This window comes from Chryseobacterium sp. SORGH_AS_0447 (genome assembly GCF_030818695.1).
GTDB lineage: Bacteria > Bacteroidota > Bacteroidia > Flavobacteriales > Weeksellaceae > Chryseobacterium.
In genome coordinates, this window is the sequence record NZ_JAUTAR010000001.1 from 3,700,471 (window position 1) to 3,727,208 (window position 26,738).

Sequence of the window (26,738 nt, forward strand, 5' to 3'; positions counted from 1 at the left end):
ACTTTAGGTTTCAAAAATACACATTTTTCCGTGCCCTTAATGAACAGATAAAACGAAATTTGAGTTAAAATATTGTTAATAAGCCATTTAGCTATAAAAAAAATTATCCACAAAAAAAATTCTTTGTGGATAAGTGTTTAAGATTTGTTTTTATGTTAATTATCAAGCTTCATTGAGATCGGAAACTTGAAATAGCTTCGTACGGATTCGCCTTTTTTATTTTTCCCAGGAATCCATTTTCCTTTAATAGATTTAATCGTCCTGATGGCTTCATCGTTAAATTCGGTGTTGGAACCGTTGGCTTTTATGGCAGAAATAGTTCCGTCTCTTTCAACAATAAAGGTAACGGTCGTCTTCATTACCTCATCGGATGCAAGACCTGAGCTATCGAAATTATTCATTACTTTATTTCTGAAAGCATCGATTCCTCCGATGAAACCGGCTTCCTGGCCTAGTTCGTCTCCTGTTGTTATTTTATTCGGATCTTCTTTAGTTACGATCACTGGTGGAGCTGTACTAATTACCGGTCCTGTTCCTATCGTCGGAGCAGTAGGCACATACGTATTTTGAGGAGCAGGATCTGCTTTAAAATTGTTTGACAAACCAGCTACTGCATCATCCGGAATCTGTTCGGTATTTGTGTCAGGTGCATGATTTGACGGTGTCGGCACTGAACTATCATACATTTTCACTTCTTGTTTAGTGGGTCTGATTGGAGTTACCTGAACCTGAATTTCAGGAGTGTCAACATCATCTAACACTATTGGACCAGGATAGGTGCAAATAACAGTCCTCTCACTATTAGATTTAAAAGCATTCATTATTACAGGAGTAATAGAAACTGCTGCCAGCAAACTTACGCCGATAAAAAGCGCTTTGGTTAAAATCCGGTCTGATTCATTTCTTAGGACATAAGCACCGTATTCTTTGTTGCGGTGTTCGAAAAGAATCTCATTGAAACGAAATTCCTGATTCTGATGCATGTTTTTCATTGTTTTAAAATTTAAGCATTAATATTGATTATTAGTTCTCTACCATTTAGTGGTAAATAATAACTTAATAGCAAAACATCTGCCATTACTTTAATTAAAACGTAACTTTATATGAAATCGTATGAGAATGACTTAATTTTAATTATGTTATGAATAGGAAGATAAGAAGATGGGTGCTGGAAGATGGAAGTGAAATGCTGAGTTATAGATGTTAGATGATCTTACCTACAGCGAGTACTGATCACCACTGAATAGTTTTGTAACAAATAAAATGTTGATGCTATGGAACCGGTTAATAATACTGACTGCTGCCCTAGTCCTGATTGCAGCGGCATCCTTTTTCCGCGCAGGCAAAGGTTTGGCGAAAAAGATACAGCGGAAAGCAGGTTCCCGACTTCAAATAGCGGATGGCTGTTGGCTGTTGAGGGTAAAATTTGATTATGGTTAATGGTTAATAGTTAATGGTAATTGATAAGTGGCTGTTATGGAAAAAAAGATTAAAAGGTGATTATCGGTTTTAAAGCTTAAAATGGATCCATGAAATAGAAAAAGAGACTGTCGCAGTGACAGTCTCTTTCTTTATTTTAAAATTCTTCGGTTAGAATAATTCTTTTCTGATGATGTTCTGGCTTCTTTCAGGGCCAACAGAAACCAGGTATACGTTGATTCCTAAATATTTCTCGATAAACTCGATGTATTTCTGAGCGGTATCCGGAAGTTCGTCGTAGCTTCTTGCTTTGGTGATGTCTTCGTTCCAGCCCGGCAGATCCTGATAAATCGGCTCGTAGTTGTACAATTTTTCGGTAGAAGAAGTGAAATAATCGATGATCTTTCCGTCTTCCGTTTTATAATGGGTAACGACTTTCAGATTTTCGATTCCTGTAAGAACGTCCAGTTTTGTGATTACCAAGTTGTTGATTCCGTTGATCATACAAGCGTGCTTCAAAGAAACAAGGTCTAACCAACCAGTTCTTCTTGGTCTTCCTGTTGTTGCTCCGAATTCACCACCGATCTGTCGGATGCTTTCTCCTAACTCATTGTCCAACTCAGATGGGAACGGTCCGTTTCCTACTCTTGTACAGTAAGCTTTGGCCACCCCGATCAGGTTCTGAAGGGAAGTCGGTGGCACTCCTGCTCCGGTACAAACTCCTCCGGTAGAAGGTGAAGAGGATGTTACGTACGGGTATGTTCCGAAGTCGATGTCCAGCATCAAAGCCTGCGCCCCTTCAAATAAAACGTTTTTACCATCTCTGATGGCTTCGTTCAGTTCCAGTTCGGTATCTACGATTCTATCCTGAAGCTGTTTTCCGATTTCTAGGTATTCGTTGTAGATTTCTTCAACATCCAGGGTCGGTTTTCCGAAATATTTCTCGAAAAGAGAATTTTTGATTTTTAAGTTTTTCTCGATTTTGTCTCTCAAGATCTCCGGGTTAAGAAGGTCGATCATTCTGATGCCCACTCTGGCGATCTTGTCTTCGTAGCATGGTCCGATCCCTTTTTTGGTCGTTCCGATCTGCGTTCCGCCGTGCTCTTCCTCACGGTACGTATCCAGCAGGATATGGTATGGCATGATGACATGCGCTCTTCTGCTGATGAAAATATGATCCGTTCTCAAGCCTTTGCTTTCGATCTGGTTCACCTCCTTAATGAAAGATTTAGGGTTTACCACCACGCCGTTGGCAATGATGCACTTCCCTTTGCACTGAAGAACTCCCGACGGAAGAAGGTGCAACACGAATTTCTCTTCACCCACATACACCGTGTGACCTGCGTTGTCGCCCCCCTGGAAGCGCACCACATAGTCCGATTTTGCCGATAAAACATCCGTGATTTTTCCTTTCCCTTCATCTCCGTACTGAAGACCTACAACTACGTAAGTTGACATATTTTACTTTTATTTTAGATTCATGCAAAATTACTTTTAAAAAATTGGGTGGGCAAATTTGTAGTGGAATTTATTTTGGAGTGGAATTAAAATCGTTACGGTTTCCCTTTTTTCTTGATTGATTTATTATATTTATATTTGATTTAATTTAAAAAACTAATAATGAAAAAAGTAAAATTAAACAATATTGCAATTTTAGTGTTATTTATCACTTCCTATATTCCATTGTTTAGTTTACTAATTATAAGGCAAATAAAACAAAACATAGATTATTTTGAATTTGGAGGATTAAAAAAAGGAAATTTTTTATTGGCGTTTGAAATGTTCGGATTAAGTTATTTCTTTCTTTTTATCTCAATTTTAGGCTATATAGGTTTAAGATTTTTATTAGCCAATCTAAACATAAATAAATCAAATGGAGAACTTGTCAAAGTTATTGATGTTGAAAATAAAAATAGTGAGAGTATAGGATATATATCTACATATATTGTACCCTTTATTTTTCAAGATACAAATAACCTTTTTGATATTTCTTCAATTCTCTTAGTACTACTAATGATTTTTTTTATTTACACAAAATCAAATATGATAGTCATAAATCCAATATTAAGCATTACTCACACTTTATATCAAATTGAATATAATAAAAAGAATAAAACTAAAAAAGCTCTTCTAATAACCAAAGAAGGAAATTTGGAAAATGACGAAGAGATTAAAATAAATTTAATTACTAAGAATATATACTATGGATAAATCTTTATTAATTGATGTTATAAGTCGAGCAAATGTTGAAAATTTAAAAATGTATTTTGTAACTAGAGTTTTAAAAGAAGGAATAAGGGCAAATTCAAGGGTTTTAGAAAAATTTGATTTTAAAGTATATCAAATAGAAATTACTAATGAAGTTAGGCAATATCTTTATGATCTTTCTTTAAAACAATTTAAAAGAATTGAAGAAAATGAAGATTTACATTTTTTTGACTATGATATAGTAGCCGATGAAACTCAACACCTTTTTACATATCAAATTGAAAATAAGGTAGGTTCTTTTTCTGATGTTGTATATAATCAATTAAATGGCAGCCCACAAAAAATAACCGATCTAAATGAAATTCTTCAAGATGAAACATTATGGGCATACTGTACAGAATTCGAACTAGACAGTAACAAATCATTCTATACTTTTAGAAAAATTTCTCCTGGAAAAGTAGGAGTTGAAAAACAAAAAGATCAAGAAAAAAAATCTATTGGTTCTCAAATCAGAACTTATTTTGATACTAATACTAACACATTGTCTTTGCTTAAAAGCGAAACAGTATATTTAGATAAGCAGATTGACTGTATATTTTATGAAGAAACATTTTATGTACTTAAAAAGTTTTTCTTCGAACAACTTGTTGGATTACAAGAAGAGTATAAAAGAGTTGCCGAAGAAGTAGCAAATTCTATGGCTAATCATGAATGCTTTGGTGATATTAAATTATTATCGGAGAAAATCGAAAAAAACTCATCAATGCATAAAAAATTAATTAAGTTACAAAAAGTTGGAAATTTAAATGCTTTATCTCCTAGAACTATAAACAAATTAGAAAAATTAGGAAGAAAGAAAAATGCTCCAATTAATGTAAAGGATGGCAAAATTCAATTCGAAAACGAAGAGGATATTGATAATGTCATTAAACTATTATGTGATTATTTTAAAACAGGAGATTACTCTGGGAAATCATATGGAACATACGCAGGAAAAGTTCAAACAGAAGAATAAAAATTGACTTTCTATACACAATTGGTTGTATAGAAAGTCATATTTAATTATAACACAACCTCACGCCTCACCCCAATCTCCTCCAAAAACACCGCATCATGCGAAATCACCAGCAGGGTTCCCTGATAATCTTTAATCGAATCCGTAAGAATCTCTACGTTTTGAAGGTCTAAATTATTCGTCGGTTCATCGAGGATGATCAGATCGGGAGCTTTCTGGCTGATGGATAGTCCGCACAACAGAAGGCGCAGGCGTTCCCCGCCGCTCAGCACTTCACATTTTTTATCCCAGGTTTCCTTTCCGAAAAGAAATCTTGCCAGTAAGGTCTTTATTTCTGATTCCGGCAGCGCACGGTCGTTGAACTGCCGGGAAAACTTATAAACCGTCATTGTCTTATCGATTAAAGAATATTCCTGGTCGATGCAGATCCATTGAAAATCTGATCCTGCAATTTTCCCGGCGGAAAGCTGAAGATTGCCCAGCAACAGCTTAATCAAGGTCGTTTTCCCGGAACCGTTCCGGCCTTTAATAACGATCCGGTCACCGCTGCGGATTTCCAGACTGAGGCTTTCTTTCCAAAGATTGATTTCATCATATGCAAAATTGATTTCCTCTGCCGAAATCAGGAGTTTTCCCGAATGAAGACCGGAATCGTTAAAGTTTACTTTCATCTGATCCGCATTTCTCACGGAAGACCTTAGTTCCCGCAGATCGCCTGAAATTCCCTCAATCTTTTCGGCATGGACCGCTTTCAGTTTGGAAGAATTGTTCTCCGCCTTATTCCGCATCGTATTCATCATAATCCTGGCCACCCCCGATTTTTCCTGCTTGCCCTTCCCTCTTGCGTCGAGCTTCTGCTTGCGTTCCAGGGCTTCGCGCTCCTTTTCCCTGGCTTTTTTCAGGGCCCGTTCTTTGGAATGGATGTCGTTCTGCAACGCCTCATTTTCGATTTCCTTTTGTTCGGCATAAAAATCATAATTCCCGCCGTATGTTGAAATTCCCTGATTGCTCAGCTCAAAAATCGTGTCCGCCAGGTTCAGCAAAGCACGGTCGTGACTTACTATCACAACGGTTGATTTTGTTTTACCGATAAAATCATACAACAGATTCCGGCCCTCAAGATCCAAGTGGTTGGTCGGTTCGTCGAGCAAAATTACCTCTGGTTCATGGATCATCATTCCGGCAAGAAAGACTTTGGTTTTCTGTCCGCCGCTCAGGCTGCCTAGTTTCTGGTTAAAGTGAAGACCGTCGAGTTTCCAGTACTGCAAAGCCTGCCGGGAACGTTCCTCGATATCCCAGTCGTCATTAAGTATTTCAAAATAAATATCCTCCACTTCGCCAGCGGTAATTTTGTTAAGGGCCTCGAGCTTTTTATCGATTTTCAGACATTCGGCGATGGTAAAGTCATCAAAATTCCCAAACATTTGCGGAACATTGAACATTTCGCCTTGTAGGTGTGCACTTCCTCGCAGAGGTTCAAGGACGCCCGAGATTATTTTCAACAGGGTGGATTTTCCTGTGCCGTTGCTCCCGACCAAAGCCGATTTCGAGTTTGAAGGGATCGTTAAATCAATAGAATTAAAAAGCAGGTCTCCAGCCGGAAACCCAAAGGATATATCGTGTAGAAAAATCATTATTTCTTTCTTTAAAAGTTAAAACCTGCAACGCCAATGCGGTTGCTCTTAATTATATTTGAAAGAAATTGAATCCTACATCCTGATAATTTTTTGTTTTGCGAATGGCAAAGTTAGGAATTTTTATTTATTTCAAAAATTTCAGATTCCAGTATCCGATTACAGATCAATACGTTTCACAGCGAGTATAAACTTCCTGCATCCATCATCCAGCTTCCTTTCTTTTCAGGAGCTTTTTCCCGCTTTCTGCTGTATCTTTTTTGCCTGGCTTTTCCCATTGCAAAAAAAGGATGCCGCGGCAATCGGGGCTAAGGCAGTGGTCATTCAATGTCAATGGTCAATTCCTGCGGGTCAATCCGCTGCGCTTATTAATGGTCAATTTAAGTTCGGTCTGAAGATTCACTTGCGGAGAAAAATTGACTCGCGGAGCGAAATTCACCATTCACTTCTTGTCAATAGTCAATCCGCTGCGCTGGTGAATGGTCAATTTAAGTTCAGTCTGAAAATTTACTGGCGGAGCAAAATTGACTCACGGAGCGAAATTCACCATTAACTATTCACCTCCCAAACCACCCCGTCAAAAATTCTTTGAATTTTTGACACCCCTCCGATCCGGAGGGGAATTGCGGTTAAGTACATTTGCTTCAGACTTTTGAAGGTTATTACTTTATTTGGATGTGCAAAGGCGCAAATTGAATGGAGAAACACAATGCTTTAAGGCGCGAAGAATTCGAATGAGTCGAATTTCATACCCTTTAATTTCAACTTCGACCTGCGTAATCTGCAAAATCTGCGAGAGATTATATCTCCAATTAAATGCAAAAGATCCTGGGCAATCCACAATTTTATCGAAGATAAAATCTTTACGACTTAAAACATGAAGCATTCAAAACATTTGCGGGTTTGCGCTTGCCAACAATTACCTGCAATATATTTAACCAGCGTACATTACTCTTACAGTGTAACGGCTTTGTGAAACTTGCAGCAGTAAGCACTAAAAAACCTCTGTGCGCTTTGTGTTCATAAAAGCTTTATGAAATTTACCTTTCACCATTCATTTGCAAATCAAAATTCACCCTAAAAAACTGCTCATAAGAAACTTTCATCAAAAATCCTTAACTTTGCCGCCTACTAAAATTTTTATGGAAAGTATTAAAGTTCACGACAAAACTTTTGTTCCTTATCTGGAAGATGCGGAGATTCAGGAGATTGTAAAAGCTACGGCTTTAAAAATTTATGAAGATTATAAGGATGAGGTTCCTGTTTTCATCGGGGTTCTGAACGGGGTAATCATGTTCTTTTCAGACCTGCTGAAGCATTACCCGGGACCTTGCGAGATTGCTTTTATCCAGATGAGTTCTTATGTAGGAACCGAATCCACCGGGATCGTTTACCAGAAAATGGAGCTGACGAAAGACGTAAAGGACCGCCACATCATCTTAGTAGAAGATATTGTGGATACGGGAAATACGGTAGAAAGCCTGTTCAAATATTTCAGCGAGACCCAGCGTCCGAAATCCGTAAAGATTGCATCTTTCCTGTTGAAACCGGAAGTATACAAGAAAGATTTCAAGCTGGATTACATCGGAAAAGAAATCCCTAATAAATTTGTGTTGGGTTACGGCCTGGATTATGATGAATTGGGAAGAAACTTACCGAATCTGTACCAATTAGAAGACGGACAGATCAACCATTAAAACGCTGTTGGCTATTGGCTGATAGCTTTTAGCTGAAAAAGTAAAATATAGAAATAGATTTAATAATAACTTAAAAATGCTAAAGGCAAAAGCAAATACGCTGACGGTAAAAGCCAGAAGCCAGCCGCCAAAAGCCAGAAGCCCTAAACCATTATGATAAACATTGTTCTGTTCGGCCCTCCGGGAAGTGGAAAAGGTACGCAAGCGCAAAACTTAATCGAGAAATTCAATTTGAAGCAGATCTCAACGGGTGACCTTTTCAGATTCAACATGAAAAATGATACCGAGCTTGGGAAACTGGCCAAATCGTACATCGATAAAGGAGAATTGGTTCCGGACCAGGTAACCACCGATATGCTGATCGACGAGATCAGAAAACCGACCGAGGCGGCAGGATTTATTTTCGACGGGTATCCGAGAACGGCAGTTCAGACGGAAGCGCTGGAAAAAATTGTAAAAGAAGAGCTGAATGACGAGATCGACGTTTGCCTTTCTTTAGTGGTTGAAGATTCTATTTTGGAAGAAAGACTTCTGAAAAGAGGGGAAATCAGCGGAAGATCGGATGACAGCAATGTGGAGATCATCCGAAACAGAATAAAAGAATACTACGCAAAAACAGCAGAAGTAGCCGAGCTGTACAAGCAGCAGGGCAAGTATGTAGAGATCAACGGTGTCGGAGACATCAGTGAAATCTCTGAAAAGCTTTTCGCTGAAGTAGAAAAGTTTCAAAAATAAATTTTTGATTCAAGGTTCAAAGTTCCAAATTCAAGGTTAAAACTTTGAACCTTAAACATAAAACCTTGAATTAAAATTATGTCAAATTTTGTAGATTACGTAAAGATTCATTGTAAAAGCGGACACGGAGGGGCAGGTTCTGCGCATCTCCGCCGTGAAAAATATATTCCTAAAGGCGGACCTGACGGAGGCGACGGAGGCCGTGGCGGCCACGTTATCATGAAAGGAAATGCCAACGAATGGACTTTACTTCCTCTTCGTTATACGCGTCACGTAAAGGCGGAACGCGGGGAAAACGGAGGAAAAAACCAGCTAACCGGGGCTTACGGAGCCGATGTGTATATTGAAGTTCCGATCGGGACCATTGCCAAAAATGAAGACGGGGAAATCATCGGGGAAATCCTCGAAGACGGACAGGAAATCATCCTGATGGAAGGCGGAATGGGCGGAAAAGGAAACGAACATTTCAAATCTTCTACCAACCAGACTCCGAGGTTTGCACAACCGGGAATGGACGGACAGGAAGGCTATGTGGTTTTCGAGCTTAAAATCCTTGCCGATGTAGGATTGGTAGGATTTCCGAATGCAGGAAAATCCACGCTCCTTTCTTCAGTTTCTGCGGCAAAACCGAAAATTGCAGATTACGCATTTACCACTTTAACGCCAAACTTAGGAATTGTGGATTACCGGAATTACAAATCTTTCGTAATGGCCGATATTCCGGGAATCATCGAAGGAGCTGCGGAAGGTAAAGGCTTAGGACACCGTTTCTTAAGACATATCGAAAGAAATTCCATCTTATTGTTCTTAATTCCTGCCGATTCCGAAGATCATTTTCAGGAGTTTAAAATCCTGGAAAACGAATTGAAGGAATACAATCCGGAACTGCTGGATAAAGATTTCATTGTTTCGGTTTCAAAATCCGATCTTCTGGATGAGGAGCTGAAAAAAGAAATCGCCGCTGAATTCCCTGAAAATAAGCAGCCGTTGTTTTTCTCCGGCGTTACCGGCGAAGGGCTTATGGAACTGAAAGATGCGATCTGGAAACAATTGCATGGATAAAAAAGTATTTCTTTTAACCATTATTTTGATCAGTCAGCTGTGCTTTTCACAAGGCAGAGCTTTATCAAAAATAGACAGCCTCAGAACAGATTCTGAGGTTGAGTCTTTTGTAAGAAACAGTAAATTCGATACATCCGACCGTTATTCCAAGTTTATTTTAAAAACAATTCAAAGTTTTACCGGAACCTCTACCGATATAACCGATAGATTGAAAAGAGCCGCCGACAGTTTAGGAGTAACCAAAAGTTTTTACAAGGGCGATTTTGATCACAATGGCTTAACCGATCTGATATTTATCGGAGACGACCAAAGCTGTCAGGGCGTATCTTCGGATACACATGAAACATACTCCTATGATTCGAGTATTAATTTGCTTCTGGACTTTGGAAAGCATTATAAACTTACCTCCGTAAATCCGACCTATTTCGATTTTGCAGTGCCTGTAGTCCTGAATATTGACGGAAAGGATTATCTTAAAGTCATTACGGAAGAAATCGAAGAAGACCTGTATTCTGATCGATATGCTACTACCCATAAGCTGGTGTCAAAAATTCTGGATTATCAATTTGATGGACTGGTAGAATATAATTCTAATCCATCTCATCATTATATACAGAAAATAGAATTTACAACCGGCATGTGTTATGGCACCTGTCCGGTATTTACTTTGAAACTCAATAAATCGGGATTGTCAAAATTTATTGCGGAGAATTATAATTTTTTTAAAAGTAACGATCCGGACTTTGAAAAAAAATCGCACAAAGCCTTTAAAAAAGGCGAAGGCAACTTTGAAACAAAGATAAAAGAAGCTGACCTCCAAAATCTGGAGAATCTGCTGAATTATCTGAATTTCGCTGAACTTCAGGACAATTATGCCGTACACTGGACCGATGATCAATCGGTTATACTAACCATTACCTATGACAACGGAAAGACGAAATCCATTAAAGATTACGGCTTGTCCGGCACATACGGTTTAAAAAGATTATATCAAATACTGTTTGATATAAGGTTTAATCAGGACTGGAAAAAAGTGAAATAGGTTATTTCTTGCAGATCAGCACTTTTTCATTCGGAGAATATCCGTAATACAGATCTTCCGAAAAAGTTCTTACCGTCACCTGGAAACCGGCATTTTTCAAACGGGATTCCAACCCTTTAACCGAATAAATCCGTACATGATCCTCCTGGCCGAAATGTTTTAACCGCTCTTCTTCGGTTGTGATCAAGTCGTCTTCATAGATCTCCCCTTCTTTAAAAGGCGTCTGAATTAAAGCAACACCTCCCTTTTTCAGAACACGGTACAGTTCACCCATGGCTTTTTGATCTTCGGTGATATGTTCAAGAATATGGTAACAGACTATCAGATCAAATTTTTCGTCCTCCGCATCTATATGGGTAATGTCATAATGGTAATCGGAAAGGAATTCATTTTCAAAATCGGTGGGATAATAGGAAATATCCTCTCGCTTTTTCCATTTTTTATAGAGCATTCTTGAAGGGGAGAAGTCCAGAAAGGAAAAGTTCGGTTTTAGAAATTCGTTTTCCAGCAGCATATTCAGTCGTCTTGTGCGGGGTAAGCTTCCGCAAACCGGGCAAATCAGCTGTCCGTTTTGCAGCCGGGCAAATTTCTTAAGCTTTGTTTGACAGATATTACATTCATGATCTTTTCCCTGATAAAACGGTTTCAGAAGTTTTCTCAACTGATCCTCATGGCGGATGAGCGTTTCTTTAGGAATGATATTTTTAACAACAGATTTAAGGAAAGTATACATGCGTAATTTTTCTGACTTCAAAATAACAAAAATTTATCTGAAGTATCTTTCAAAATTTAATTTTATCCTGAACAACCGGCCGTAAAACCTTTATTTTAAATCATATGAATAAGGTCTCAAACAGAGACTTTGGAACAATTCTTGAGCGATACGGGAAAAATATAAGCTATGAAATATATCCTGAGTCTTTTTGCGGTGATTCTTCTATTTTCCTGTCAATCACAAAAAGCCAATTCCAAGTATTCCAGGATTGAATATGAAGCCGGAGCGTGCTTCGGATCCTGCCCTATTTTTAAAATAACCATCAATCCGGACCGGACTGCAGTACTCGAAGCGGAACATTTCAACTTTTCCAAAGGTTTTTCAAAAAGTGAATTCGATAAGCCAAGGGAAGGAACTTTTAAAGGAACTATAAAAGAAACGGATTATAATGCTCTTATTGCCTTACTGAATAATCTTAATGTAAAGAGCCTGAATGAAAAATATGGCGAAAGGAACGTTACCGACCTTCCTACATCATATCTGAGAATACAGTTTGCTGATGGAACGACAAAACATGTAGAAGATTATGGTAAAAGAGGCACTGAAAAACTCGCTGAATTATACAAATTCTTTGAGGATCTGAGACATAACCAACAGTGGACAAAAGTAAAATAATCCATTAAAAATATTTAAACTACCTTTGCAAAACAAAATTCCTTCATTTTGAGGGAATTTTGTTTTAATTATAAAAACAATTCATTTGAATTTTACAGACTTACATTTAATAGAACCTATTGCGAAGGCAATCCAGGAACAAGGATATACGAACCCCACACCTATTCAGGAAAAATCAATTCCCGAAATTACAAAAGGTAAAGACTTTCTGGGGTGTGCACAGACAGGAACAGGAAAAACGGCTGCTTTTGCCATCCCAATCCTTCAGAATCTTTCGAAGAATAAATTTCAGAACAACCATATTAAAGCCCTGATCTTAACACCGACCAGAGAACTGGCCATACAGATCGAGGAAAACATCCAGGCCTACGGGAAATACCTGCCTTTAAAACACCTGGTGATTTTTGGAGGTGTAAAACAAGGTAATCAGGAAACTGCCCTGAAAAAAGGAGTGGATATTCTGGTGGCTACACCAGGAAGACTCCTGGATTTTATCGCCCAGGGAATTATCAGCTTAAAACATCTTGAGATTTTTGTATTGGACGAAGCCGACCGGATGCTGGATATGGGTTTTGTGCACGATGTAAAAAGAGTGATCAAGCTTCTGCCTCCTAAAAGACAGACTTTGTTCTTCTCTGCTACCATGCCTTCGGAAATCCAGAAACTGGCTGATTCTATCCTGAATAATCCCGTAAAAGTAGAGGTTACGCCTGTTTCTTCAACAGCCGAAACCATCAAACAATCGGTGTATTTTGTGGAAAAAGACAACAAGCTGAATCTTCTGACGCATATCCTGAAAAACGACATTTCAGATTCGGTATTGGTATTCTCAAGAACGAAGCACGGCGCAGATAAGATTGCCCGTAAGCTTCAGAAAGACAATATCACAACAGAAGCGATCCATGGAAACAAATCACAAAATGCCCGCCAGAACGCGTTGAGCAATTTCAAATCCGGGAAAACAAGGGTATTGGTGGCTACTGATATTGCTGCAAGGGGAATTGATATCGACGAACTGAAATACGTCGTTAATTTCGAGCTTTCCGACGTTTCTGAAACTTATGTCCACCGGATCGGAAGAACCGGGAGAGCCGGCGCAGAAGGAACTTCTATTTCATTCGTAGACGGACTGGATTTATTAAACTTAAAAAATACGGAAAAGCTGATCGGGATGAAAATTCCGATCGTTAAAGATCACCCGTTCCATACTGACGATCTTGTTGCCCAGAAAAGAGACTCCAACAACAAGCCGATGGCAGCAGGCGGAGAAAGACCGAAATCTTCAAGACCTAATAACTCAAGGCCGAATAACAACAAAAAGAAGCCTGAAGGTGCAGCCGCTAATGTCGGTTTCAAAAAGCCGAAGAACAAGAATTTTACAAGAAAGAAATAGATGAAGGCCTTCCGATCTGGAAGGCCTTTTTTATGGTTGAGCTAAGCCAATCTGATATTATAATTGAAAAGCGGGCTAAAACCCGCTCCTATTGAATCAGTACGCAAATAATTTTTTAGCATTCTCCGTGGTGATCCTGTCAATTTCAGAAAAATCAACACCATAAATATCTACCAACTTACCGGCAACCAGATCCAGATAGGAACTTTCGTTACGCTTTCCTCTGTAGGGAACGGGCGCAAGGTATGGAGAATCGGTTTCCAGAACAATCTTATCCAATGGAACTTCTTGCAAAAACTGATCGATTTTCCCGTTTTTGAAGGTCACTACTCCACCGATGCCCAGTATAAAATTCAGATCAGTCGCATGTTTGGCTTGTTCCAGATTTCCTGAAAAACAATGGAAGATCCCGCGGAGCTTCGGATGCTTTTTCTTTTCCAGCACTTCAAACGTTTCATCAAAGCTTTCCCGGGTATGGATAACGATCGGCAGGTCTTTTTCAATGGCCCAGTCGATTTGCTGCTCAAAAGCTCTCACCTGGATATCTAAGGTGGATTGATCCCAATACAGATCGATTCCGATCTCTCCGACGGCAGGAAACGCTCTCTCATCAAGGTAATTTTTTACTATTTCCAGTTCTTTTTCCCAGGTTTCCGGTTTTACGTAGCACGGGTGCAGTCCCATCATTGAAAAGACCTTTCCGGGATATTCCGCTTCGAGCTGAAGCATTTTTGCATGGGATTCCGAATCGATGGCCGGAAGGTAAAATCCGGTTATTCCTTTATCCAAAGCCCTCTGAATGGCTTCTTTTCGGTCTTCATCAAATTCTTCTGCGTATAAATGGGTATGCGTATCAATCATTTCTTTACAATTTCAATAGATATTCATAAGGGTTCTCAAGTCCCAGCAATTGTCCGAAAGCCGGCTCTGTCTTGAAACCTTGTTTTTTTAATGCGATTATTTCCTGTTTAAAATCTTCACCTCTTTCCTGTAATATTCTATATTCGGCGATCATGTGGCGGTAAGCATTCTGTTCAGTAACCGGTTGATCCTGGCCAAAAATTTCGACAGGAAATTCTTCTACCGTAAAATTACCGGTGATAACTTCCCTTCCGTTTATGACAAGTTCCTCGATATGTATATTGAATTCAGAAAAAACGTCCGTCAGTAGCCTTTTAAATTCAGCCTTATCCTTCACCTCACAGATGACATCCAGATCGCTTTCTTCAATATCAATTTCTATGGGAATGGTTCCGGCCAATACCGGGGAATATTCTTTTAATTTTTCAAGAATCAGATGTTTGGAAAGAAGTTCGTATGCTCTTTTTTGTCTGTCATTTCCGTTTTTGAGATAATCAATGGCTGTAAAATCAATCATCTGGAAATATTTTATGCTTTACTTTTTTGCGCTGAACCTCAATTCTTTCATTCAGTTTCTCTTTAAACTGAATGTATTTGGGATCTTTTTCATCACTGGTGCGGTGTTCCAACGCCTTGGAAATTTTAAAATTCTCTTTGATAAACTCTTTCGTTTCTTCAGAAAAATAAGCGTTGCCGAATTTTTCAAAAATGTAATTAACGGCCTGTTCCGTAGGATGAATCATGTCTTCCTTATAGAAACGGTAATCGCGCAGATCGTCCATCAGTATTTCATAAACAGGAAGATAATGGCAATAGTCCAGCTCTTCAGTCATTTCATGGATGGAGGTAATTAATTTTGATTTGCTCAGCTGGTTTTCGGCCATCCCGTCTTTCGTATGACGCACCGGAGACACCGTGAACAAGATCTGTACATCGTCTTTACAGATATCTTTTAAGTTTAAAATAGTATTGTAAATGGAATCGGTAAGTTCCTGATGCGTTAGTAACCTTTTCTGAAAGAACTTCTGCGGGATTTTATGGCAGTTGGCCACGAGTTTGTTTTTAGGGCCAAATTCGTAGATAAATGAAGTTCCATAGGTAATGATCACCCAATTGCTTTCCTGAAGAAATTGGTTCCCTTCTGTGATCCTGGAGTTGATCTTATCTAACGTCTGATGGATGTACCGGGTATCAAAACTTGTGTGATGATCCAGCGAAATAAAGGTTTCATCAAAAGTGATCAGCTCCTCTTCTTCATAAAATTCGGAATCGTGGAGCCTTTTGATGGAATTGCTGATCGAGAACGGGTTAAAGATGGTTCCGAAAGGATTGTTCACGGTCTGTAACTGTCCCTGATGAAACAGGTCTGACATTTCTGAAGCAAAACATGATCCTATTGAAAATATTTTATCTTCAACCTCAATCTTCTTCTTCGATTCTTTAATATCAACTTCTGTCCGGAATTTCATCAACTCAGTTTAAATTTGAAAATGGGCCAATCTGAAAATTCTGAATTGACCCATTATGTATTAACTTTCTCTTCTCAACAGATAATTAGCCAGTTCTGCAAAAGGCTTTTTCTTTTCCTCCGGAATATCGATTTTCTGAAGGTAGCTCTGCCCGATTTCGTTATGTTTCTCGATTAAACGCAATGCCTTCTCGTCTACTTTCGTTCTTCTGAAGATCTTTTCTACGCCGTATACTTTATCAATATTATCCGTCTTTTTAGAATACCAGTAATCGAGTTCTTTTCTTTCTTCATCTGTAGCATGTTCTCTCGCCATCAGGTAAAGAACCGTCTTTTTATTTTCATAAATATCCCCGGCATGCTTCTTTCCGAACTGTGCCTGATCACCGAATACATCCAGGTAATCGTCCATAATCTGGAAGGCAATCCCAATATGTTTTCCAAAGTTGAAAATGGCTTTGGCATCTTTGAAGTTTGCTTTTGCGATCAAAGCCCCTATTTCGAATGAAGACGCGCTTAATACTCCTGTTTTGTAGGTGATCATCCGGATGTAATCGTCGAACGTTACATTTTCCTGGGTTTCGAAATTGATGTCGTACTGTTGGCCTTCGCATAAAAGAAGCCCGGTATGGGTAAAAATCCGGATACATGCCTTGAAAATTTCAGGCTCAAGATCCTCAAAAAATTTGTAGGCTTTCAGCATCAGGCCGTCCCCGGAAAGGATTCCTACATTGATCCCGTGAAGTGTATGGATGGTCGGCTTGTTTCTTCTCAACGGAGCTTCATCCATAATATCATCATGGATCAGGGTAAAATTATGGAAGAATTCGATGGCCAGCGCAGGCTTTATGGCCTCCTTCAGATCACCGCCGAACAGATCGCATGCCATAAGAACCATGATCGGACGAAGACGCTTCCCGCCGTGGGAAATGATGTAGTTCATCGGTTCATATAATTCCGCAGGTTTGTCTTTAAAAGTATATTTGGCAATGGCATCCGCAACAATCTGCTGGTATCGGTCTAAAAATTCCATAAATTCTAATAGTTTAAGCAAAAATACAATTTTTTGGAGGATGTAAAACAACTCTCCCCAACATTTAAAAAATAAAAGCATCCTCTAAAGAATGCTTTCATTAACGGGATCACCGTTCGGTTTATTTAAATTTATCAGCCAGGAAATTAAAGCTCCTGAATCAATACTGCAGTTTCAGCATAAGGGTCTGCAATCGATGTCGTCACCACATTCGCATCATTTCTTTTTGCCGTAATACGAAGTTTGATATTTTTCGCAGACGTTCCTGTATTTATAACGCATAGCGCAGGTCCGCCTGAGGAGTCATTATTGGTCTCGGTAGAAGGCTCATTATAGCCTCTTGAAGCTACGATGCAGGTTGATGAATTGTTGAGGGCAGCATCTACAATTTCGTATCTTGCCCAGCTTTGGGTACTGTTTGAAGTAGATCCTATCGCCAAATATCCTGTAACCAGGAATGTTTTTCCTGCCGGAAGGGTAATAATGGCATTGTTTACCGAAACTCCTGTACCCTGTCCTGAAGTTGTGTCGAAAGTAATATCCCCTGATGTATCAGCCGTAGGAATCGTCTGGTTCGTATTCTTACGGACAATCTGGAAAATCTTTGCACTCGGTGCTACCGGCACTAAAGACTCCCATTGAACACCCGAATAGTAATAAAACTGACTTAATGTGGTATCGTATACCATTGTTCCGGCTGTAGGTGAAGTAATATTCTGACGCTGAGTTGTCGTCATTCTTGGCGGGATAAATCCACCGGTCACACTCTGTACATCCAAAGCTCCTGCAGGTGATTCTGTTCCTATCCCTACATTACCTGCAGAAGTTACGACGAAATCATTGCTTTGCTGAGCAGCAGAAGGAGTACCTGTAGCAGGGTTGTCTTTCGCTCCGTCAACATGTAAAATGGCTCTTGGGTTAGCCGTGTTGATGCCTACCTGAGCGTAGGAAAACGTACCGAAAGCCAGCATAGCGGTTAAGGCAATTCTTTTCTGCCCTTTTTTAAAATTTGTCATGTTCCTTTATATTTAATTTATTAGGTGAAGCAATACACTCAGAAAGTATACCTATTAAATTTTGTGATGGGCGGAAATCAAGAAAGTGGAACAACGTAATGGTAGCATGATATTTAATACAAATTATATTAGTCATCAAGCGCCACCTGTGCTTCCTGTATTTTGTTTTCGATAGCAAATATATAAATTAAATCATCATAAATAGATAAAATTTCATAAAACTTAACAAATACCACACCTATATTAATATTATGATAATATGTAAGTAATTATATATTCAAAAAATTACATTTTCATTAAAATAACATCAAGGTCAAAAAGAAAATCTTATCAACCTTATAAAACAAAAAACTTTGCCCGAATGAGCAAAGTTTTATATATGATTTAAGAGTATCTTACGATAAAAATGTCACGGCAAGATAAGTGATTCCTGCAACAATAGCTGAAATCGGGATGGTAAGTACCCAAGCCCAAAGAAGGCTTACAGTGATTCCCCATCTTACGGCGGAAACCCTTTTCGTCAGTCCTACCCCGATGATCGAACCGGTAATGGTATGCGTCGTGGAAACAGGAATTCCGAAGTGATCGGTAATGAATAAAGTAATCGCTCCTGCTGTTTCAGCACTTACCCCTTCCAGAGAAGTTACTTTGGTAATCTTAGTACCCATGGTTTTGATGATCTTCCAGCCTCCGCTCATGGTACCCAAAGCGATCGCGATGAAGGAAACCAAAGGAACCCAGATGTAATGCTGTGCGAAATAATCAAAACGGTCTGCAGAAGCAACCTTCAGATATTCCGGATCCTGAAGCATATTGACGTGGTAATAAATTACCGCTGCCCCGATAATCCCCATTACTTTCTGAGCATCATTAAGACCGTGCCCCAAACTGAATAAAGCAGAAGAAGCCAGCTGTAATTTCTTAAATGACTGATCGGCTTTATGAGGATTCGATTTTTTATAGAGGTGAACGATAATTAAGGTAATAATGATTGAAATAATCATCCCGATGATCGGCGCCATAAAAATGAACAGGAAAATAGGAATTACCTTATCAAATTTTACGACACTCTGATGCGTCACCTGGCTGAAGGCTTCTTTCATCGTTCCCCAAGCTCCCAAACCGGGCTGGGCTGCTGCCACGTCATGATAATCCATCATAAAGGCATGCATCAGGGCTGCTCCCAAAAATCCTCCGATCAGTGTATGCGAAGAGGAAGAAGGGATACCGAACCACCACGTCAGAAGGTTCCAGGCAATGGCCGCAACCAGACCTGAGAAAATTACTTCAAGGGTGATAAAGTTTTCGTTAACGGTTTTGGCAATCGTATTACCAATCTTAAATTCTCCGATAATGTAAGCGGCAATAAAGAAAGCGGCAAAATTCCAGAGTGCTGCCCAAAGAACAGCCTGGAACGGAGTTAAAACTTTTGTAGAAACAATAGTCGCAATTGAGTTGGCGGCATCATGGAAACCATTGATGTAATCGAATATTAACGCCAATGCAATAATAACTATAAGTAAAATCGGAAATTCCATTGTTTAATTATAATTATTAATTAAGCGTATTTAATCATGATGTTCTCAATCGTATTGGCAACATCTTCTGCCTTATCGGTTACTACTTCAAGATAATTAAGTACGGATGAAACTTTGATAATGTTAATCGCGTCGTTTGTTTCAAATAATTCCACCATGGAATTAGACAGCAAATCGTCGGCAATATTTTCAATAGAGTTTACTTTGATACAAGCTTCTTTTACCTGCTCCATATTTTTAAACCCTTTCAGGTTTTTCATGGCGTTCTGGATCTCAAGACATGCTTTGTGGATAAGCAGTGAGAAATCCGAATAAGCCTTCATTTCAGGCGATTTGTATAAGAAAATATATTTTGTGGATGCGTAGATATAATCTGCGATATCATCCAATCCTGTCGCTAAAGTGTGGATATCTTCTCTGTCGAAGGGAGTAATGAAATTTTTCCCCAACTCTACGAAGATCTCGTGGGTTAGTTCATCATTTTTGTGTTCAAAGTCGCTCATCTTTTTCAACATGGAATCGTCGTTAAGATCGAAATCTTTGATTCCGTGGTTGAACTCCTCAGACATTGCTACAAGGTTTTCTGTTACTTTTTCGAAAAGCACAAAGAAGATTTTATCTTTCGGTTGAAAAGCGTGGAAAATATTACCAATTCCCATTGTAAAGTTTTTATAATTCGTGTGCAAATTTCTTAAAAAACCCCCTTACCTGAAACAATACAACATTAAGTTTTGTTAACATTAGCTTAAGTCCTGATTATCAAATAAAAAAACCGGCAATAATGCCGGTTTTATATCATTTCTGGAAGGAATTAATTGGCCTCTTCAGCACGCATATCCTTTCCTCTGAATTTCATTGTCGAAATGTTGCTCAGAAGATCTCCTTTAAACGACTTTTCGATTTCAAAGAAAGAGAATTTTTCTAAGATTTCGATATCGCCGATTTCTGCTCTTTTCTTGGTTTTGCCGTTGGATGTCGCTTTGTTGATGATATCCAAGACGTCAAGCTTCTTCAATTGGTCTTTTTTACCGAGATTAAAGAAGAATCTTACCATATTTTCATTCTTTTTTCTTGGTTTTCCGCCACGCTCTCTTCGGTCTCCTCTTTCGCTTCGGTCACGGTCTCTTCCTCTGTCGCGGTCTCTTCTGGAACCTCTGTCGTCATCTCTGCTGCTCAGCTTCTGCTCCATAAGATCATGTCTGTCTTTGTAATACAATGCAAGATCTTTCAGCTGGAACTGAAGTAATTTGTGAGCAAGTTCTTCTTTCGTGAATGCGGATAAATCCGGAATCAAAGAATCGTCAAACTCAAAGAAATCTTCGTGGATCTCGAAAAGGCTTTCGAAAACACCTCCTACCTGAGCCTTGATGATATCTTCTCCGGTTGGGATTTTACCTTCGTTCATCTCGATTTTAGTTACCGATTTGATCTGCTTCAGTTTTCTGCTTTCTTCAGGCTTGATCAGCGCGATAGAGATACCGTCTTTTCCGGCTCTACCCGTTCTTCCGCTTCGGTGAACGAATACTTCCGGATCATCAGGCAATGAATAATGGATTACGTGCGTCAGTGAATTCACATCCAGTCCTCTTGCCGCAACATCTGTCGCTACCAGGATATCGATGTTTTTCAGTCTGAACTTCTTCATTACCGTGTCCCTCTGTGCCTGGGATAAATCTCCGTGAAGCGCATCGGCTGCATATCCGTTCTGCATTAAGAAATCGGCAACCTCCTGGGTTTCCATTCTTGTTCTGCAGAAGATAATGGAATATTGGTTAGGGTTTGAATCGATCAGTCTCTTCAAAGCCTCTTTTTTCTGACGGTAACCTGCTACATAATATTCGTGCTTGATGTTCTTCTTAACTTCGTTAATAGAACCCACTGAAATTCTGTGAGGTTTAGTAAGATAATTTTTGGAAATTCTTTCCACTTCCTTATTCATCGTTGCAGAGAACAGGAAAGTCTGTTTGGTTTCCGGCGTTTCGCTGAGGATGGTTTCCAATTCGTCTTTAAAGCCCATGGAAAGCATTTCGTCTGCCTCATCCAATACCAACCAATGAATAGCAGAAAAATCAAGTGCTTTTCTGTTGATCAGGTCGATTACCCTTCCCGGAGTTCCCACAATAATCTGCGGTTTATCCTTAAGCGATCTCATCTGGTCCATAATACTGCTTCCACCGTAAACTGCTGTCGTTTTGATGTCTTTCATGTATTTGGAATAGTTTTTTATGTCCTTCGCAATCTGAAGGCATAATTCCCGTGTCGGACAAAGCACCAAAAGCTGGATTTTGCGACTCGTTTCGTCAATCATATCCAAAATCGGAAGCGAAAATGCTGCTGTTTTGCCTGTCCCCGTCTGCGCAAGTGCGATCAAGTCGCGAATATCTGAAAGAATAAAAGGGATAGTCTGTTTTTGGATTTCTGTCGGGCTTTCGTAGCCCAGTTCGCCAATTGCCTTAAGAATATCAGGACTTAAATTGGTCTCCGTAAATAAATTCATTAAATATTTTAAAATTTTTGCAAAGATACAATAAATATTGATTTGTTTTTGAATAATTTTCAAATATGTAAACTTAAATTCAGAATCCTTTAATACTTTTCTGATTTTTTAAAAATTTACTGCAAAAAAAGGCACTCCATGTTAAAAAGATGTTAACCATTATTTTTTTTTATTACATAAGATTAAATTTATCATTGTGGTTTATCCGTTCTAATAAATTAGATAAAATAGTTTTTGTAATTTTGAATGATCGCACCGCCGGAGCCTCAATCCCTGATGCAGTCCGGTTTGGTTAAAACCAATAAAAAACAAAACTAATGTCGGCAACACTTTCTCCTGAAGTTTTCGGATTTTTAAAAACGCTTAATACCAACAACAACCGCGAGTGGTTTACCGAACATAAAAACCTGTATGTTGAATCGCAGCAGAACGTGATTGCCTTCCTGGAAGACCTGATCAACGAAATGGCTGGATTTGATGAAGATCTCGCAAAGATCGATGCGAAAAAGGCGCTCTTCAGAATTTACCGCGATACCCGGTTTTCCAAAGATAAAATTCCATACAAAACCAATTTCGGAGCGTCGCTCGGGATGGGTAAAGGCAGCCAGAAAGGCGGCTATTATCTTCATCTGGAACCGGGGAAATCTTTCATTGCCGGAGGGATCTATATGCCCGAAGCTTCCGTTTTGAAAGAACTGAGAAAAGAAATTTCTTTATATGCCGAAGATTTCCTTGCCGTCATCAACAATCAGGAGTTTAAAAAACATTTTCCGGAACTGGATCAGGATGATAAACTGAAAAAGGTTCCGCAGGGCTTTGAAAAAGAAGATCCGATGGCAGAATACCTCAAGCTTAAAAATTTTATCGTCGTGTATAACCTGAAAGACGAAGAAGTTTTAGATAAAAATGCCGTAAAAAAGCTGACCGGAATTTTTAAACTGATGAAACCGCTGAATGATTTCCTGAATGCGCCGTTGGGGCAAGGGAGTGGTTGATCGGTGATGGTGTATGGTTAATGGTTAATGGTTGATGGTTGATGGTTGATGGTCAATGGTTAATAGCTGATGGTTGATAGTTGCTGGTTGTTGGTTAACGGTCAGTTGGTTGGAGTGGTATCTGATTTTTCCATAAATGCGATTAATTAAATTAAACACTGAACATCAAACAGTTACAATTCTAAATTTTTAACAATAGTTTAACATTTTTGCTTATATTTGCTGATTAGTCAAAAAGCCTGCAATGTCGCTGTACCAAAGAATCGCCGAAAAGCTGCAATATATCAGCCCGAAATTTTATAAGGAAAGGTATTTTAAAAGTTTACATCATCTTACCAAAGATAATTTTTCTGCCAGAAATGTAGAGCCGGAACTGGTATGGATCAAAGATTTTTTGCCGGAGAATGCAGTAATTCTGGATATCGGCGCCAATGTAGGAACTTTCCTGTACCAGCTGGAAAATAAGCTGGACCATGAAGCCATTTATGCTTTTGAGCCGAATAAAAAACTGTACAGCCGACTAAAAAGAATCTTTCCAACGATGAGGGTCCTTCCTTTGGCACTTTCCGATGAAAATACAACTGCAGAATTTAAAGTTCCGGTAATCAACGGGAAAACAGTGGCTTCCCGGGGAACACTTAACACCGGGTACAAGGAAAAAGGCGAAGAGAAAAGCCATACCGAAAAAGTAAAGGTAATAAAGCTGGACGACTGGGCAGCGACTGAACATTTCCACAGGCTGGATTTCATCAAGATCGATGTGGAAGGCAACGAAATGAAAACGCTTTTCGGAGCCCGTGAAATTATCCGCCAGTTTGCGCCGACGCTGATGGTGGAAATGGAGCAAAGGCATCACGAAACCCCGATCTGGAAGGAAATTTCCGAAGTGGAATCCTGGGGCTATGATGCCAAATACCTGAACAGGCATCAATTTGAGCTTGAAAAGCTGACGGAAGAGATTCTTCTGAAAAACACAGCCGACGAAAAAAATAAAACGGAATACATCAACAATATTATTTTTATTCCTAAAAGCCAATAAAACATGAGTGTAGTAGCGAGACAGGGGTTTAAATATTCTATTATTGGCTATATCGGTTTTCTGCTGGGTACGGTCTCAGCCATCTTTATTTTTCCAAACGATTTCGAATTTTACGGCAAGCTGCGGTACAGTATGCAGACCGCGGAAATGCTGGTTCCTTTCGTGGTATTCGGTATCTCGTATGCGAATGTGAAATTTTTCCACAGTGTACAGAAGGACGGAAAAAACCAGAATATGCTGTCCTTATCCCTGCTCACGGTCGTCATCAATTTTCTGATCTTCTGCGGAATATTTTTTATCCTCCCCTATTTTTATCCCAAGTTCCTGAAAACACAGGCCTGGAATATCAAAGGGATCATTCTGCCACTGATCCTGGTATTATCGTTGTGCGCCATCTTCAATAAGTACACTTCCAATTATAAACGCATCGTTGTTTCCAATATTTTCGATAATCTTTTTCCAAAAATAGCCAATCTGGGAGCTTTCTGCCTGTTTTTCTATTTTGCCATGTCGCAGCAGATCGCCCTGTCCTTTTTCTTCGGGATCTTTACCCTGATGCTTTTCGGATATATCTATTACACCAATAAGCTGGAAAAGATCAACCTGGATTTCAATACTGATTATTTTAAGAAAAACAACTTCTGGAAAGAGTTTACCAATTACAGTTTCTTCGGGTTTTTAGGAACTTTCGGGAATTACCTGGCAATCAACAGCTTTATGATCGGCGAATATATGGGTATGGAAGAAAACGGGATTTATTCCACATTGTACGCCCTGATTTCCTTAATTTCCATTCCACAGCTCGGCCTGTTCAATATCTCTGCTCCGATTATCAGCCAACACCTGGCGGACGGCGATATGGAAGGGCTGGACCGGTTCCATAAGAAAACATCACTTTCTTTATATTTCCTTGGAGCAGTCCTGTTTTCCTGCATTATGGTCGGGTTTCCTTACCTTACGCATTTTATGCCGAAAAATGGGATGATGCTGCGCGAGTATGAACCGGTAGTCTGGATCTGGGGTTCCGCAGTTCTTGTTGACCTGGCCACGGGATTTAACGGAAATATCATTTCGCTTTCAAAGTACTACAAATTCAATATCCTGGTGATGCTCCTGCTGGCAGGACTAACCATTGCGCTGAACTTTTACTTCCTGAAAAATACAGACCTGAAATTGATCGGGATCGCCCTTTCAACGGCTATTTCCCTGACGACCTACAATGTAGTAAAAATCGTATTTAATTATTTTATGTTCAAGGTTTCGCCGCTGACGATTGAAATGATTTTTGTTTCGATTATCTGTACGCTGGCGATCACGGTAGCCATTGTCCTGCCGAATTTCAATAACAATTTCATTAACCTTGTGTACAAGCCGGCCGTGGTTCTTCTATTGATTTTTGTCGGGAATTATTTTACCAAAATCTTTCCGGTTGAAGATTACCTGAACAGGAATTTTATCAAGAGTATTTTTAAGTTTAAATAATTACAGGTTACTAGGCTGGATGAGGGAAGCCAGATGCTGGGAGTTTTTCTGTAAATATAGCAGCTGGTGACTTTATTTAAATGATGTTGTTCCACCTATTTATAAGAATTCATTTAAAAGCTTTTCAAGTCTTTTCTGGACTGCTGATTTGTTATAATTTACCTGAAAATCGTAAGGCGTGTTTTTAAGCCTTTCAAACTGACTGATGATATCCTCCTGTTCCGGGACGATAAAATCTAATTTGGATCGATAATTTGCAGGGAATATGGCCCATTTCCCGAACTTTATGGCGTCGCCCAGGTTTCCCGTCATTTTGGTTTTACCGTAGATTTCCTGCTGACTGAAAAATTCCGTTTCCTGCTGAATCGGACACCAGAGAACATCGGCTTTCTGCATCCACTCATCAAAAGCTGAAGGAGAAACTCTTTCTGAAAAATAAGTAATGTTTACATATTGCAAGGAACGTTCTAAATCGACAATGTTTTTCAATTCTTCATTTTTGGCGCGTCCTAGAAAGACAAATTCAATTGATTTATTATCGATAACAGAATTTCTGATAAGGTTTTCAATCGTATTGATCGTTGAAATAACTTTTGTATAATCCCTTCTTTTTTGAGATACGCCTCCGGGAATAACAATGGTGAGAACTTTATTTTCCGGCTTACTAAAAGTCTTGGTATAGAAAAGCGGCAGGAACCTGAATGGCTCAGCACTTAATTTTTCATCCAACACCAGCAAATGTCCAGCCTCCCGGTATACTTCCCGGGATCTTAATAAATCTTCTTTCCACCAGAGTTTTAAGCGGTAGATCCGGTCTTTTTTAAAGATGCTTTTTATCAGCTCCATTTTGGAAGCTCCGGTAAAATTCATATTGTGGACAATCACGGCAGTATGATATTGGGCAACAATAGCCTGAAACGTATTGAAATACCGGTGAACCGTTCCGATAATGATGAGGTCATACCTTTTATCCTTCAGCTGATCCTGAATCATGGAACTGTCTGATAAAATGATGGTTTCACCATGATCTGCCACCTGGCCTCTGATTTTTTTTGAAAAATAATAATCCACTGAAAAAGACGGGGAATCTTCCATGATTTCCATGAAAGACTGCGCAATTTCCGCATGGGTATCGATTTCAATGTAGGCGATTTTTTTCACTGTGGATAAGTTTTGGCTGAAGCCGGTTTGATTTTTATCTTTGGGCAAGCGGG

General features: G+C 39.2%; 25 protein-coding genes. 12 read left to right on the plus strand and 13 right to left on the minus strand.

Translation table 11 applies throughout. From position 1 onward, the window contains the following. Window positions 1-155: 155 nt before the first annotated feature. Both QE422_RS16815 and QE422_RS16820 read right to left on the minus strand, forming a co-directional pair. Entirely contained in the window at window positions 156-992 is an 837-nt protein-coding gene (locus tag QE422_RS16815; RefSeq protein WP_307460961.1) for an energy transducer TonB, read from the minus strand. Window positions 993-1,590: 598 nt separating this feature from the next. Beyond that, window positions 1,591-2,877 carry an adenylosuccinate synthase gene (locus tag QE422_RS16820; protein WP_294199916.1) on the minus strand — a complete coding sequence of 429 codons (1,287 nt, stop codon included), beginning with the start codon at window positions 2,875-2,877 and terminating at the stop codon, window positions 1,591-1,593. 162 nt (window positions 2,878-3,039) lie between these two features. Here QE422_RS16820 and QE422_RS16825 point away from each other — a divergent pair, with 162 nt between their 5' ends. Further along, entirely contained in the window at window positions 3,040-3,630 is a 591-nt protein-coding gene (locus tag QE422_RS16825; protein WP_307460964.1) for a hypothetical protein, read from the plus strand. After that, on the plus strand, window positions 3,623-4,642 hold the full coding sequence (locus tag QE422_RS16830; protein WP_307460966.1) for a Kiwa anti-phage protein KwaB-like domain-containing protein: 1,020 nt from the start codon (window positions 3,623-3,625) through the stop codon (window positions 4,640-4,642). Before QE422_RS16825 ends, QE422_RS16830 begins: the two co-directional genes overlap by 8 nt. 47 nt (window positions 4,643-4,689) lie before the next feature. Here QE422_RS16830 and QE422_RS16835 read toward each other — a convergent pair whose 3' ends face one another. Continuing rightward, on the minus strand, window positions 4,690-6,276 hold the full coding sequence (locus tag QE422_RS16835) for an ABC-F family ATP-binding cassette domain-containing protein (RefSeq protein WP_307460968.1): 1,587 nt from the start codon (window positions 6,274-6,276) through the stop codon (window positions 4,690-4,692). 58 nt (window positions 6,277-6,334) lie between these two features. On the opposite strand from QE422_RS16835, the gene QE422_RS16840 reads away from it, so the two are divergent. From QE422_RS16840 to QE422_RS16860, 5 genes are all read left to right on the plus strand, one after another. After that, the gene (locus QE422_RS16840; protein WP_307460972.1) at window positions 6,335-6,829 is read left to right on the plus strand and encodes a hypothetical protein; all 495 of its coding nucleotides are present in this window, start codon (window positions 6,335-6,337) and stop codon (window positions 6,827-6,829) included. Window positions 6,830-7,418: 589 nt separating this feature from the next. Next, window positions 7,419-7,973 carry a hypoxanthine phosphoribosyltransferase gene (hpt, locus tag QE422_RS16845; protein ID WP_307460975.1) on the plus strand — a complete coding sequence of 185 codons (555 nt, stop codon included), beginning with the start codon at window positions 7,419-7,421 and terminating at the stop codon, window positions 7,971-7,973. Window positions 7,974-8,126: 153 nt separating this feature from the next. Beyond that, window positions 8,127-8,708 (plus strand): adenylate kinase, encoded by a 582-nt coding sequence (locus tag QE422_RS16850; RefSeq protein ID WP_307460978.1) that lies wholly within the window; start codon window positions 8,127-8,129, stop codon window positions 8,706-8,708. Between the two features lie 78 nt (window positions 8,709-8,786). Next, window positions 8,787-9,770, plus strand: a complete 984-nt coding sequence (obgE, locus tag QE422_RS16855; RefSeq protein WP_294226406.1) for a GTPase ObgE — start codon at window positions 8,787-8,789, stop codon at window positions 9,768-9,770. Beyond that, a complete protein-coding gene (locus QE422_RS16860) occupies window positions 9,763-10,812 on the plus strand; it encodes a DUF6438 domain-containing protein (protein ID WP_307460981.1) in 1,050 nt (349 codons plus the stop codon). The genes obgE and QE422_RS16860 overlap by 8 nt, the downstream gene beginning before the upstream one ends. A 1-nt stretch (window position 10,813) precedes the next feature. Here the strand turns inward: QE422_RS16860 and QE422_RS16865 are convergent, their stop codons facing one another. Next, window positions 10,814-11,545 carry a bifunctional 2-polyprenyl-6-hydroxyphenol methylase/3-demethylubiquinol 3-O-methyltransferase UbiG gene (locus QE422_RS16865; protein ID WP_307460983.1) on the minus strand — a complete coding sequence of 244 codons (732 nt, stop codon included), beginning with the start codon at window positions 11,543-11,545 and terminating at the stop codon, window positions 10,814-10,816. Between the two features lie 168 nt (window positions 11,546-11,713). Here QE422_RS16865 and QE422_RS16870 point away from each other — a divergent pair, with 168 nt between their 5' ends. Together QE422_RS16870 and QE422_RS16875 are read left to right on the plus strand one after the other, a co-directional pair. Then, the gene (locus tag QE422_RS16870; RefSeq protein ID WP_307460985.1) at window positions 11,714-12,202 is read left to right on the plus strand and encodes a DUF6438 domain-containing protein; all 489 of its coding nucleotides are present in this window, start codon (window positions 11,714-11,716) and stop codon (window positions 12,200-12,202) included. Window positions 12,203-12,287: 85 nt separating this feature from the next. Next, entirely contained in the window at window positions 12,288-13,595 is a 1,308-nt protein-coding gene (locus QE422_RS16875) for a DEAD/DEAH box helicase (RefSeq protein WP_307460990.1), read from the plus strand. 96 nt (window positions 13,596-13,691) lie between these two features. On the opposite strand, the gene QE422_RS16880 is transcribed toward QE422_RS16875, so the two are convergent. From QE422_RS16880 to QE422_RS16915, 8 genes are all read right to left on the minus strand, one after another. After that, window positions 13,692-14,456 (minus strand): TatD family hydrolase, encoded by a 765-nt coding sequence (locus QE422_RS16880; protein WP_307460993.1) that lies wholly within the window; start codon window positions 14,454-14,456, stop codon window positions 13,692-13,694. A gap of 4 nt (window positions 14,457-14,460) precedes the next feature. Further along, the gene (locus QE422_RS16885; protein ID WP_307460996.1) at window positions 14,461-14,973 is read right to left on the minus strand and encodes a DUF4269 domain-containing protein; all 513 of its coding nucleotides are present in this window, start codon (window positions 14,971-14,973) and stop codon (window positions 14,461-14,463) included. Continuing rightward, on the minus strand, window positions 14,966-15,925 hold the full coding sequence (locus tag QE422_RS16890) for a GSCFA domain-containing protein (RefSeq protein ID WP_307460999.1): 960 nt from the start codon (window positions 15,923-15,925) through the stop codon (window positions 14,966-14,968). The genes QE422_RS16885 and QE422_RS16890 overlap by 8 nt, the downstream gene beginning before the upstream one ends. 60 nt (window positions 15,926-15,985) lie before the next feature. Further along, the gene (locus QE422_RS16895; protein ID WP_307462398.1) at window positions 15,986-16,957 is read right to left on the minus strand and encodes a polyprenyl synthetase family protein; all 972 of its coding nucleotides are present in this window, start codon (window positions 16,955-16,957) and stop codon (window positions 15,986-15,988) included. A gap of 146 nt (window positions 16,958-17,103) precedes the next feature. Beyond that, complete coding sequence (locus QE422_RS16900; RefSeq protein ID WP_307461002.1) at window positions 17,104-17,973, minus strand: hypothetical protein; 870 nt, start codon at window positions 17,971-17,973, stop codon at window positions 17,104-17,106. 395 nt (window positions 17,974-18,368) lie between these two features. Beyond that, window positions 18,369-19,511 carry an inorganic phosphate transporter gene (locus QE422_RS16905; RefSeq protein ID WP_307461005.1) on the minus strand — a complete coding sequence of 381 codons (1,143 nt, stop codon included), beginning with the start codon at window positions 19,509-19,511 and terminating at the stop codon, window positions 18,369-18,371. A 20-nt stretch (window positions 19,512-19,531) separates the two neighbouring features. Next, window positions 19,532-20,170 (minus strand): DUF47 domain-containing protein, encoded by a 639-nt coding sequence (locus tag QE422_RS16910; RefSeq protein ID WP_072962479.1) that lies wholly within the window; start codon window positions 20,168-20,170, stop codon window positions 19,532-19,534. Between the two features lie 152 nt (window positions 20,171-20,322). Then, on the minus strand, window positions 20,323-22,008 hold the full coding sequence (locus tag QE422_RS16915; RefSeq protein WP_307461010.1) for a DEAD/DEAH box helicase: 1,686 nt from the start codon (window positions 22,006-22,008) through the stop codon (window positions 20,323-20,325). Between the two features lie 317 nt (window positions 22,009-22,325). On the opposite strand from QE422_RS16915, the gene QE422_RS16920 reads away from it, so the two are divergent. The 3 genes from QE422_RS16920 to QE422_RS16930 all read left to right on the plus strand — a co-directional run bounded on the left by QE422_RS16920 (window position 22,326) and on the right by QE422_RS16930 (window position 25,524). Then, a complete protein-coding gene (locus QE422_RS16920) occupies window positions 22,326-23,003 on the plus strand; it encodes a DUF2461 domain-containing protein (RefSeq protein WP_307461013.1) in 678 nt (225 codons plus the stop codon). 244 nt (window positions 23,004-23,247) lie between these two features. Beyond that, window positions 23,248-24,042, plus strand: a complete 795-nt coding sequence (locus QE422_RS16925; protein WP_307461014.1) for an FkbM family methyltransferase — start codon at window positions 23,248-23,250, stop codon at window positions 24,040-24,042. Window positions 24,043-24,045: 3 nt separating this feature from the next. Continuing rightward, the gene (locus QE422_RS16930) at window positions 24,046-25,524 is read left to right on the plus strand and encodes a lipopolysaccharide biosynthesis protein (RefSeq protein WP_307461017.1); all 1,479 of its coding nucleotides are present in this window, start codon (window positions 24,046-24,048) and stop codon (window positions 25,522-25,524) included. 99 nt (window positions 25,525-25,623) lie between these two features. Here the strand turns inward: QE422_RS16930 and QE422_RS16935 are convergent, their stop codons facing one another. Beyond that, on the minus strand, window positions 25,624-26,685 hold the full coding sequence (locus QE422_RS16935) for a hypothetical protein (RefSeq protein WP_307461020.1): 1,062 nt from the start codon (window positions 26,683-26,685) through the stop codon (window positions 25,624-25,626). Window positions 26,686-26,738 lie beyond the last annotated feature (53 nt).

Excerpts from the sequence above, each read along its gene's own strand:
- QE422_RS16815 (WP_307460961.1), bottom strand. The coding sequence starts at position 992 with ATGAAAAACATGCATCAGAATCAGGAATTTCGTTTCAATGAGATTCTT.
- QE422_RS16820 (WP_294199916.1), bottom strand. The coding sequence starts at position 2,877 with ATGTCAACTTACGTAGTTGTAGGTCTTCAGTACGGAGATGAAGGGAAA.
- QE422_RS16825 (WP_307460964.1), top strand. The coding sequence starts at position 3,040 with ATGAAAAAAGTAAAATTAAACAATATTGCAATTTTAGTGTTATTTATC.
- QE422_RS16830 (WP_307460966.1), top strand. The coding sequence starts at position 3,623 with ATGGATAAATCTTTATTAATTGATGTTATAAGTCGAGCAAATGTTGAA.
- QE422_RS16835 (WP_307460968.1), bottom strand. The coding sequence starts at position 6,276 with ATGATTTTTCTACACGATATATCCTTTGGGTTTCCGGCTGGAGACCTG.
- hpt (WP_307460975.1), top strand. The coding sequence starts at position 7,419 with ATGGAAAGTATTAAAGTTCACGACAAAACTTTTGTTCCTTATCTGGAA.
- QE422_RS16850 (WP_307460978.1), top strand. The coding sequence starts at position 8,127 with ATGATAAACATTGTTCTGTTCGGCCCTCCGGGAAGTGGAAAAGGTACG.
- obgE (WP_294226406.1), top strand. The coding sequence starts at position 8,787 with ATGTCAAATTTTGTAGATTACGTAAAGATTCATTGTAAAAGCGGACAC.
- QE422_RS16860 (WP_307460981.1), top strand. The coding sequence starts at position 9,763 with ATGGATAAAAAAGTATTTCTTTTAACCATTATTTTGATCAGTCAGCTG.
- QE422_RS16865 (WP_307460983.1), bottom strand. The coding sequence starts at position 11,545 with ATGTATACTTTCCTTAAATCTGTTGTTAAAAATATCATTCCTAAAGAA.
- QE422_RS16870 (WP_307460985.1), top strand. The coding sequence starts at position 11,714 with ATGAAATATATCCTGAGTCTTTTTGCGGTGATTCTTCTATTTTCCTGT.
- QE422_RS16880 (WP_307460993.1), bottom strand. The coding sequence starts at position 14,456 with ATGATTGATACGCATACCCATTTATACGCAGAAGAATTTGATGAAGAC.
- QE422_RS16885 (WP_307460996.1), bottom strand. The coding sequence starts at position 14,973 with ATGATTGATTTTACAGCCATTGATTATCTCAAAAACGGAAATGACAGA.
- QE422_RS16890 (WP_307460999.1), bottom strand. The coding sequence starts at position 15,925 with ATGAAATTCCGGACAGAAGTTGATATTAAAGAATCGAAGAAGAAGATT.
- QE422_RS16895 (WP_307462398.1), bottom strand. The coding sequence starts at position 16,957 with ATGGAATTTTTAGACCGATACCAGCAGATTGTTGCGGATGCCATTGCC.
- QE422_RS16900 (WP_307461002.1), bottom strand. The coding sequence starts at position 17,973 with ATGACAAATTTTAAAAAAGGGCAGAAAAGAATTGCCTTAACCGCTATG.
- QE422_RS16905 (WP_307461005.1), bottom strand. The coding sequence starts at position 19,511 with ATGGAATTTCCGATTTTACTTATAGTTATTATTGCATTGGCGTTAATA.
- QE422_RS16910 (WP_072962479.1), bottom strand. The coding sequence starts at position 20,170 with ATGGGAATTGGTAATATTTTCCACGCTTTTCAACCGAAAGATAAAATC.
- QE422_RS16915 (WP_307461010.1), bottom strand. The coding sequence starts at position 22,008 with ATGAATTTATTTACGGAGACCAATTTAAGTCCTGATATTCTTAAGGCA.
- QE422_RS16920 (WP_307461013.1), top strand. The coding sequence starts at position 22,326 with ATGTCGGCAACACTTTCTCCTGAAGTTTTCGGATTTTTAAAAACGCTT.
- QE422_RS16925 (WP_307461014.1), top strand. The coding sequence starts at position 23,248 with ATGTCGCTGTACCAAAGAATCGCCGAAAAGCTGCAATATATCAGCCCG.
- QE422_RS16930 (WP_307461017.1), top strand. The coding sequence starts at position 24,046 with ATGAGTGTAGTAGCGAGACAGGGGTTTAAATATTCTATTATTGGCTAT.